This is a genomic window from Brevundimonas sp. (assembly GCF_046295075.1).
Classification (GTDB): Bacteria; Pseudomonadota; Alphaproteobacteria; order Caulobacterales; family Caulobacteraceae; genus Brevundimonas.
The window spans coordinates 1-8,736 of sequence record NZ_JBKBOC010000031.1 but is presented as its reverse complement, the minus strand read 5'-3'; the positions used below and the strand labels follow the sequence as shown (position 1 = coordinate 8,736).

Annotated in this window: 8 protein-coding genes; 5 read left to right on the top strand and 3 right to left on the bottom strand. The window is 67.6% G+C overall.

All coding sequences use genetic code 11. The features are described from left to right. The 3 genes from ACK4MH_RS15385 to ACK4MH_RS15375 all read left to right on the top strand — a co-directional run. A partial coding sequence (locus tag ACK4MH_RS15385) for a YaaA family protein (protein WP_409719936.1) occupies positions 1-435 on the top strand: 435 nt, incomplete at its 5' end. Positions 436-488: 53 nt separating this feature from the next. Further along, the gene (locus tag ACK4MH_RS15380) at positions 489-1,346 is read left to right on the top strand and encodes a 3-hydroxybutyrate dehydrogenase (protein WP_409719934.1); all 858 of its coding nucleotides are present in this window, start codon (positions 489-491) and stop codon (positions 1,344-1,346) included. A gap of 24 nt (positions 1,347-1,370) precedes the next feature. Next, the gene (locus tag ACK4MH_RS15375) at positions 1,371-2,438 is read left to right on the top strand and encodes a patatin-like phospholipase family protein (RefSeq protein WP_409719932.1); all 1,068 of its coding nucleotides are present in this window, start codon (positions 1,371-1,373) and stop codon (positions 2,436-2,438) included. Here the strand turns inward: ACK4MH_RS15375 and ACK4MH_RS15370 are convergent. Continuing rightward, positions 2,435-3,364, bottom strand: coding sequence for an L-threonylcarbamoyladenylate synthase (locus ACK4MH_RS15370; protein ID WP_409719930.1), 930 nt, complete (start codon positions 3,362-3,364; stop codon positions 2,435-2,437). The two genes, ACK4MH_RS15375 and ACK4MH_RS15370, sit on opposite strands and share 4 nt — an antisense overlap. After that, entirely contained in the window at positions 3,361-3,912 is a 552-nt protein-coding gene (locus tag ACK4MH_RS15365; RefSeq protein WP_409719927.1) for a cytochrome b, read from the bottom strand. Before ACK4MH_RS15365 ends, ACK4MH_RS15370 begins: the two co-directional genes overlap by 4 nt. A 119-nt stretch (positions 3,913-4,031) precedes the next feature. On the opposite strand from ACK4MH_RS15365, the gene ACK4MH_RS15360 reads away from it, so the two are divergent. Beyond that, positions 4,032-5,816, top strand: coding sequence for an acyl-CoA dehydrogenase (locus ACK4MH_RS15360; protein ID WP_409719925.1), 1,785 nt, complete (start codon positions 4,032-4,034; stop codon positions 5,814-5,816). A gap of 20 nt (positions 5,817-5,836) precedes the next feature. On the opposite strand, the gene ACK4MH_RS15355 is transcribed toward ACK4MH_RS15360, so the two are convergent. After that, a complete protein-coding gene (locus ACK4MH_RS15355; RefSeq protein WP_409719938.1) occupies positions 5,837-6,649 on the bottom strand; it encodes a trypsin-like peptidase domain-containing protein in 813 nt (270 codons plus the stop codon). An 89-nt stretch (positions 6,650-6,738) separates the two neighbouring features. On the opposite strand from ACK4MH_RS15355, the gene ACK4MH_RS15350 reads away from it, so the two are divergent. Continuing rightward, positions 6,739-8,736, top strand: a 1,998-nt coding sequence (locus tag ACK4MH_RS15350; RefSeq protein ID WP_409719923.1) for a S9 family peptidase, incomplete at its 3' end; no start/stop codon positions are given.

Sequence of the window (8,736 nt, the reverse complement as noted above, 5' to 3'; positions counted from 1 at the left end):
TACGGCCTGCTGCGGCCGCTGGACCGGATCCAGCCCTATCGGCTTGAAATGGGCACCCGTCTCAAGACCCGGCGCGGGTCCAGCCTCTATGATTTCTGGGGCGACCGGATCTCGAAACAGCTGAACGCCGACGCTGAAGGTCAGGCCGATCCGACCCTGGTCAACCTCGCCAGTCAGGAATATTTCGGCGCCGTCGACGCCAAGGCCCTGAAACTGCCGGTCGTCACCCCCCAGTTCCGCGAGGAAAAGAACGGCGAGAGCCGGATCGTCTCCTTCTTCGCCAAGAAGGCCCGGGGCGCCATGACCCGGTTCGCCATCGACGAACGGGTGGAACGGGTGGAGGACTTGAAGGCTTTCGACCGCGACGGCTACAAATTCGACAAGACCGCCTCGACGGACAACGAGTGGATATTCATCAGGTCGGGAAATTCTTGATCCCTGACCGTTCCTGCCGCTAGTCTCTCGCAAAAGCACCGAAGGGCGGATCCATGTTCAACTGGTCGAAGTCATCCAAGGGTCCCGGCGCCGCCCATGGCGATACGCCGGAGTTCCGCGACGTGGGCGACCTCAAGGGACAGGTCGCGGTCATTTCCGGCTCGACCTCGGGCATAGGCCTGGCTCTGGCGCGCGCCGTGGCGGCGCGCGGCGGCGACGTGGTGCTGAACGGCCTGGGCGATCCCGCAGAGATCGAACGCACCCGCGCCGGACTTGAGGCGTCGTCCAGCGGCCGGGTCCGCTATCACGCGGCCAATATGATGCGCGGCGACGAGATCGCCGACATGGTGGCCTTCGCCAAACACGAGTTCGGCCGCCTCGACATCCTGGTCAACAACGCCGGCATCCAGCACGTCGAATCCGTCGAAAAATTCCCCACCGACAAGTGGGAGCAGATCATCGCCATCAACCTGTCCTCGGCCTTCTACGCCACCCGCGCCGCCATCCCGATCATGAAGGCCCAGGGGCGCGGTCGGATCGTCAACATGGCCTCGGCCCACGGCCTGGTCGCCAGCCCGTTCAAGTCGGCCTATGTCGCCGCCAAGCACGGGATTGTCGGCTTCACCAAGACGGTGGCCCTGGAACTGGCCCAGGACAACATCACCTGCAACGCCATCTGCCCCGGCTTCGTCGAGACCCCCATCGTCGAGAAACAGATCGCCGACCAGGCGCGCACCCGCGGCATCTCCAAGGAACAGGTGCTGCACGACGTCATCCTGGCCGCGCAGCCGACCAAGAAGTTCGTAACCACCGACCAGCTGGCGGGCCTCTTCCTCTATCTGGTCAGCGACCTCGGCGCCTCGGCAAACGGCGCCAGCTTCTCCATCGACGGCGGCTGGACCGCGCAATAGACCAATGACCTAGGGGGCGGCGGCATGGCGATCTTCAGACGCAAGACCGCCGAACCGGCGGACATCGTCCCCTCGCCCTCGGGGCGACGGCCCCTGTCCCTGGCGCTGCAGGGCGGCGGGGCGCACGGGGCCTTCCAGTGGGGCGTGCTTGACCGATTGATGGAGGACGGTCGGCTGGATGTCCGCGCCGTCTCGGGCGTCTCGGCGGGGGCCATGAACGGCACGGCCCTGGTCTCGGGCCTGGCCGCCGGCGACGCCCGCGCCGCTCTCGACAAACTGTGGCGCGAGATCAACCAGTCGGGCGGCCGCAACGTCTTCGGCGACAGCACCCTGTGGAACCCGGCCCAGACGCCGGACTGGATCAAGGATACCCCGCTATGGCGCGCTGGCGAGACCCTGGCCCTGTCCATGAGCCCCTATGAATTCAACCCGTTAAATCACAATCCTCTGAAACGAGTGCTGAAGGCGGCGGTCGATTTCGGCGCGGTCCAGGCCTCGGACGTCAAACTGTTCGTCGCCGCCACCGCCGTCCGCCAGGCCCGGGCCCGCATCTTCGAATCCGGAGAGATCACCGCCGACGTCCTGATGGCCTCGGCCTGCCTGCCCCATCTGTTCCAGGCGGTCGAGATCGACGGCGAACCCTATTGGGACGGCGGCTATCTGACCAATCCCCCGCTATGGCCCCTGACTGGCGACGACACGCCGGACGACGTCCTGCTGGTGACGCTGAACGCCATGGCCCGCGACGAGACGCCGCGCAGCGCCGGCGACATCGTCGAGCGGCTGAACGAGATCGTCTTCAACGCCCCCCTGGTCGCCGAACTGCGCGCCATCGCCATGGCCGGCGAGATGATCGCCAACGGCCAGTTGAAGGGCGGCGGCGGCGGTCCCTATCGCCAGGTCCGGCTGCACGCCATCGAGGCCGACGGCTGGCTGTCCGACCTGTCGCTGCGGTCCAAGTTCAACACCGAATGGAGCTTCCTCAACGATCTGAAGGCGCGCGGCCGCGCCGCCGCCGACGACTGGCTGACCACCTGCCTGCCCAGCGTCGGACGCCGGTCCAGCGTCGATCTCCAGGCCCGGTTCGGCTAGCCGACGAAGCCGGCGGCGCGGCGCAGACGGTCGTTGATCGCCTCGCCCAGACCCTGCGACGGGATCGGCGACACGGCGATGCCAATCGGGTGCATCCGGTCGGCTTCCCTGAACAATCTGAACAGGTTGGCGGCCGCTTCTCTCAGATCGCCCGAGACGCTCAGGCTCCAGCGCGGATCCCCCGCCCCCGGCCCGAACCCCAGAAGGATCTCTCCGTCACGGGGCTCGACGACGTCGATCCGAACCGGGGCGTCGGGGGCGTAATGCACGGCCAGCCGGCCCGGCGATCTGCGCCCCTCGCCGCCCTCCGCCAGCGGCCCGACCACGGCCTCGATCTCGGTGCGGGTCACGGCGCCCGGCCGAAGCAGCGACACCCGACCGTCCAGCACCGACACGACCGTGCTCTCCAGCCCCACGGCGCAAGGGCCGCCGTCCACGGCCGCCGTCACAGCGAACCCCGTCTCCTCGACAGCGTCGGCGAAATTCGTCGGACTGGGCCGCCCGGACCGATTGGCCGAGGGCGCCACGACCGGCCCGTCGAAGGCCGACAGCACCGCCCGCGCAGCCGCATGGCCGGGAACTCGGATGGCCACGCTGTCCAGCCCGGCCCGCGCCAGATCGCAGACCCGCCCGCCGTCCCGCACCGGCGTCACCAGGGTCAAAGGCCCCGGCCAGAAGGTCTCGGCCAGCGCCCGGGCGGAAGCGTCAAACACACCTATGGCCTCGGCCGCCACGGCGTCGCCGACATGGGAAATCAACGGATTGAAGCGCGGTCTTCCCTTGGCCTGAAAGATGGCGGCCACCGCCTCGGCGTTGCCCGCGTCGGCGCCCAGGCCATAGACGGTCTCGGTCGGCAGCAGGATCAGTTCGCCCCGGCGCAAGGCCGTCGCCGCCTGATCGGCCGTATCGCCCAACCGCGCCTTCATGGCCGGCGCGGGATCAGCGGGATCATTCGATGCAGTACATTGTCGCGATTGATGAATTGATGCTTCAGCGCACCCAGCACATGAAGCGCGATCAGGATGTACAGACCCTTCATCACCAGCTCATGGACCTCCATGAACCGACCCGCCGTCTCGCGCCCGCCGCCGACGGGCAACAGGGGCCAGTCAAACAGACCGAACCAGGCGATCTCGCGCCCAGCCGCCGACGAGGCCAGCCAACCGGTCATCGGCATGGCGATCAGGACCACATAGAACAGCACATGGGTCGCCCGCGCCGCCAGCCTTTGCCAGCGCGGCAGGTGGCCCGGCAGAGGGATGGCCGGATGCGCCAGCCGCCAGCCGATTCGCGCCAGGGTCAGGACCAGTATGGTGAGGCCCACCGACTTGTGCAGCATGACGAACTGGCCCGACAGAGCGCCCTCCGTCTTCTCATGCGCCGTGATCAGCAGCACCTGGGCCAGCACGGCGAAGGCGATGATCCAGTGAAACGCCAGAGATACTGTCGAATAGCGATTGCGAGGTTCGGCCATGACTTCCCTTCCGTGGCGGCAGGGCGCCACTGTGCCCCGACGAAGAGCCTTGCGCCAAGCCGCTTGCGACGAGGGGCGATGACGAGGCACTTAGGCCTGAATACACACCGAGGAAACCCATGAGCTATCGCGCACCCGTTCGTGACCTGGCCTTCACCCTGGAGGCGATCGCCGGCATGGCCGACGTCGCCGCCACCGGCGCCTTCCCGGACTATGATTCCGACATCGCGGGCGCCGTGCTGGAAGCGGCCGGACAGTTCTCCGAAGAGGTGCTGGCCCCGTTAAACCGTATCGGCGACCAGCAGGGCTCGCACTATGCGAACGGCGCCGTCACGGCCGCCCCCGGCTTCGCGGACGCCTATCGCCAGTTCGCCGCCGGCGGCTGGACCGGTCTGTCGGCCCCCGTCGAGGTCGGCGGCCAGGCCCTGCCCAAGGCGTTGGAGCTGGCGGCCTATGAGACCGTCCACTCCGCCAACATGGCCTTCGGCCTTTGCCCCATGCTGTCGCTGGCGGCCATCGAGGCGCTGGACCAGGTCGGGACCGAGGACCAGAAGACCAAATATCTGACCAAGCTGGTCAGCGGCGAATGGACCGGCGCCATGGTGCTGACCGAGCCGGGCGCCGGGTCGGACCTAGGCTCGCTGATCACCACGGCGACGCCCAACGGCGACGGCACCTACGCCCTGAACGGCCAGAAGATCTACATCACCTGGGGCGACCACGACGCCACCGACAACATCATCCACCTGGTCCTGGCACGCCTGCCGGACGCGCCCAAGGGGCCGAAGGGCATCAGCCTGTTCCTGGCCCCCAAGTTCGCGGTCAATGACGACGGCAGCCTGGGCGCCCGCAACGATTTCCGCCCCGTCGGGGTCGAGCACAAGCTGGGCATTCACGCCTCCCCCACCTGCGTCATGAGCTATGAAGGCGCCCGCGCCGAACTGGTCGGCCGCCCGAACGAGGGCCTGGCCCATATGTTCGTGATGATGAACGCCGCCCGCCTCGCCGTGGGCGTCGAGGGCGTCGGCATCGCCGAACGCGCCTATCAGCACGCCCTGGCCTATGCGCTGGACCGTCGCCAGGGCCGCTCGGTCTGGACCGGCGAGGCCAACGCCCCGATCTTCGACCATCCCGACGTGCGGCGCATGCTGGGCGTGATGAAGGCCAAGACCTCGGCCGCCCGTGCCATCTGCCTGTCGACCGGCGTCGCCGCCGACCTGGCCCGTCATGCCGGAACCGAGGACGACCGCCGCCGCTGGAAGGCGCGCGAGGATCTGTTCACCCCCATCGCCAAGGCCTGGTCCACCGATGTGGGCTGCGAGGTCGCCTCGCTGGGCATTCAGATTCACGGCGGCATGGGCTTCATCGAAGAGACCGGCGCCGCCCAATACTATCGCGACGCCCGGATCGCGCCGATCTACGAGGGCACCAACGGCATCCAGGCCATGGACCTGGTCGGCCGCAAACTGTCGATGGACGGCGGCGAGGCGGCCAAGGCCGTGATCGCTGACATGAAGGCGACCCTGGTGACCTTGGCGTCTCTCTATTCCGGCAAGCCCCTCGAGCGGTTCGCCACGGGTATCGAGGCGGTGCAGGACGCCACTCTTTGGCTGCTGGACCGCAAGGCCGACGCGGACGGCGCCGCCGACGTCCTGGCGGCCGCCGACGCCTATCTCAAACTGATGGGCGACGTGGTCGGCGGCTGGATGCTGGCCAAGGGCGCCCTGGCGGCCAGGGCGCGGCTGGACGCCGGCGAAGGCGACCCCGTTTGGCTGCAAGGCAAGCTGGACCTGTATGAGGTCTATGCCGCCAATGTGCTGGGCCATGTCTCCAGCCGCCTGGCGGCCGTGGGCCAGGGCGGCGACCTGCTGAAGCGGTTGACGGCCGAAGCCCTGACGGGCTGAGGCGGCGAGCGCCCGGCGCCTCAGGGCGCCGGCGCGGCCTTCTGGTCCAGCAGGGCCACCGCCTCGCGGATATAGTCGGCGTGGACCACCACGCCGATCCTGAGCCGCTCGTCCTGGACGATCACTTCCTGGGTCAGCACCCCGGCGACATAGGGATGGGCCGGCGACAGGTCCGACGAGGGCCGCGGCGGCGTCCAGAACACCGGTCCGCCCGAGTCGCCTGGAAAGACGGCCAGATCGAGCAGGAAGGTCGGAAAGGCGCTGATCGGCGTCAGCGGCCAGGATGCGATCCGCCCGACGCGCAGGATCGGAAACCCGGCGCGGTTGGCCGACAATCCCCGGGGAAAGCCCAGCGTCCGCATATCGTCGCCCGGCCCGACCTCGGCTGCGTCGAACGCCTCCCTGTCCGCCAGCCAGGCGATCGGAATGGCGTCGTGGGCGAAGGCGGCCGGCGCGCTGATCTCCATGACCGCAATGTCGCGGTCGTCCGGCTTGGTCCATAGCGGGTCAGAGTCTGCGTCCCGAATGGTCAGCGGCTGGGGATCGAAACGCCATCCCCCGTCCGGCAGTTCGACGCGCCATCCGATCCGCGCCTCGCTGTCAGGCATCCGGCTCAGCACATGATCGGCGGTGACCAGGACAGTGCGCGGCGTGCCGTCCGCCCGCGGCGCATTCAGCAGAAAGCCCGCGCCCACGGTTCGCGTGCCGTCGCCGTTCGACTGGTCGATCTGCACCGTCGCCCGGATCATGGTCACGGTCAGGTCCCTGGCGGAACGCGACACGGTCTGCGTGGCCTCGACAGAGGCTGTCGGCTGGGTCTGGAGGTCGAACATCAAGGCAAAGCGCCTCTCTGGGCTTTTCTTCATTTGACGCCGCCATGGGCCACGCACAAGGTTCGGGTCCGAATAAGGGGGCCTAACAGATGAACCGTCGCCAACTGATCCTCTCGACCGCCGCAACCGCCGTCGCGGTCGCCTCCCCCTCCCTCGCCAAGCCCGCTCAGACTACCGGACCCTCGATGCCCCAGCCCCCCGTCGCCAAGAAGATCCCTGTCGTCATCGAACAACTGGGCCGCACGCGGACCGACGACTATCATTGGATGAAGGACGACAACTGGCAGGCCGTGCTGCGCGACCCGACCCTGATCAAGGCCGACGTCAAGGAACACCTGACGGCCGAAAACACCTACCGCGAGGCCATGATGGCCTCCACCCTGCCGCTGCAGCAGGCGATGTTCGCGGAGATGCGCGGTCGCATCAAGGAAGACGACAGCTCGGTTCCGGCTCCGGACGGCGATTGGAACTACTACGTCGAATATCGTACGGGCGACCAGCATCCTCGCTACATGCGCGTCGAGCGTCAGGGCGCGTGGATGGTGGACGGCCAGCCGGTGACGAAGAACTTCGTCGTCGCGCCCACGCCTCAACTGCTCCTGGACGCCAACGCACTCGCCGAGGGCAAGGCCTATTCGGAAGTTTCGGCCGCGAGCCACAGCCCGGACCACAGCCTTTTCGCCTATGCCGAGGACGCCCAGGGCTCCGAGGTCCACAAAATCTACGTCAAGGACCTGGCGACCGGCGAAGTTCTGCCTGACGTGATCGACAGCGCCACCGGCGACTTCGTCTTCTCGCCCGACAGCCAGTGGATCTTCTGGACCAATCGCGACGATAACGGTCGCCCCGACAAGATTTTCCGCCGCCCGGCGCGCGGCGGCGAAACCACCCTAGTCTATGAAGAAGCCGACGACGGCATGTTCATCGGCGTCGGCCGCACCGCCGACGACCAGTTCATCGTCATCGGCATCCAGAACCAGGAAACCTCCGAGGCGCGCTACATTCCCGCCGCGACGCCCACGGCCGAACCCGTGATGCTTGAGCCTCGCGTGGTGGCCCTCCGCTACGACGTCGATCATTGGAGCGACCGCTGGGTGATCCGAACCAATGCGGACGACGCCATCGACTTCAAGATCGTCCAGGCGCCGACCGCGACGCCCGGCAAGGCCCACTGGACCGATCTGGTGCCGCATACGCCGGGCCGGTTCATCGAAGGCCTGGATCTGACGAAGGATCACCTGGCCCGCCAGGAACGCGCCGACGCCAACACCCGGATCATCATCCGCGACCGCGCCGGCGCCGAGCATGAGATCGCCGTCGACGAACCCGCCTTCGCCCTGTCGCTGTCCGGCGCCTCCGAGTTCGAGACGACCCACACACGCTATAGCTACAATTCGCCGTCCACCCCGACCCAGACCTTCGACTACGACATGGCGACGCGCGAGCGGACCCTGCGCAAGACGCAGGAGATTCCGTCGGGCCACAATATCGCGGACTATGTGGTCGAGCGGCTGAACGCCCCCGCTTCGGACGGACAGCTGGTGCCGGTCACGGTGCTGCGTCGCAAATCCACGCCGGTGGACGGCTCGGCGCCCCTGCTGCTCTACGGCTACGGCTCCTATGGCATTCCGATGCCGGCCAGCTTCTCGACCAACCGGCTGTCCCTGGTGGATCGCGGCTGGATCTACGCCATCGCCCATATCCGGGGCGGGTCGGACAAGGGCTGGGGCTGGTTCCTGGACGCCCGCCGGATGACGAAGAAGAACACCTTCACCGACTTCATCGCCGCCGCCGAACACCTGATCGACCGCAAATACGCCGCGACTGGAAACATCGTCGCCCAGGGCGGGTCGGCCGGAGGTCTGCTGATGGGGGCCGTCAACAACATGCGGCCTGACCTGTGGGCCGGCGTCATCGGCCAGGTGCCCTTCGTTGATGTGATCAACACCATGAGCGACACCTCCCTGCCGCTCACGCCGCCGGAGTGGCCCGAGTGGGGCAATCCCATCGAGGACCCCGAGGCCTACGACTATATGATGAGCTACAGCCCCTATGATCAGGTGGGGCCGAAAGCCTATCCCGCCATA